At 74.0% G+C, this 389-nt stretch carries 1 protein-coding gene (cut by a window edge); it reads left to right on the forward strand.

Annotated features, from left to right (window positions below):
* Window positions 1-25 precede the first annotated feature (25 nt).
* Window positions 26-389: the 5' portion of a DUF1015 family protein gene (locus FrCorBMG51_RS34130; protein WP_476742223.1), read on the forward strand. It continues 53 nt past the right edge of the window; the window shows 364 of its 417 coding nt (coding positions 1-364); the start codon lies at window positions 26-28; its stop codon lies beyond the right edge, outside the window.

Consider the following 389-nt stretch of genomic DNA (forward strand, 5'->3'; position numbering starts at 1 on the left):
CCGGCGGGCCGCGGACACCCTGCGCGTGTGGACCGCCGACGCGGTCCTGCGCCGTGACGACCGCCCGGCGCTGTACGTGTACGAGCAGACCCAGGACGGGCACGTCCAGCGGGGCCTGGTCGGCGCGGTGGCACTGGCCGACCCGGACGCGGGGATCATCCTGCCGCACGAGAACACCATGACCGGGCCGGTCACCGACCGGCTGGCCCTGACCGTGGCCACCGGAGCGAACCTCGAGCCGATCTTCCTGCTGTACGAGGGCGGCGGGGCCGCCAGCCGGATCGTCGCCGAGACGGTGACGACCACACCGCTACTGACCACGACGACCGACGACGGCGTCTCCCACCGCATCTGGGCGCTGACCGACCAGGAGCGGCTCCCCCCCGTCG

The organism is Protofrankia coriariae (assembly GCF_001017755.1).
Lineage (GTDB): Bacteria > Actinomycetota > Actinomycetes > Frankiales > Frankiaceae > Protofrankia > Protofrankia coriariae.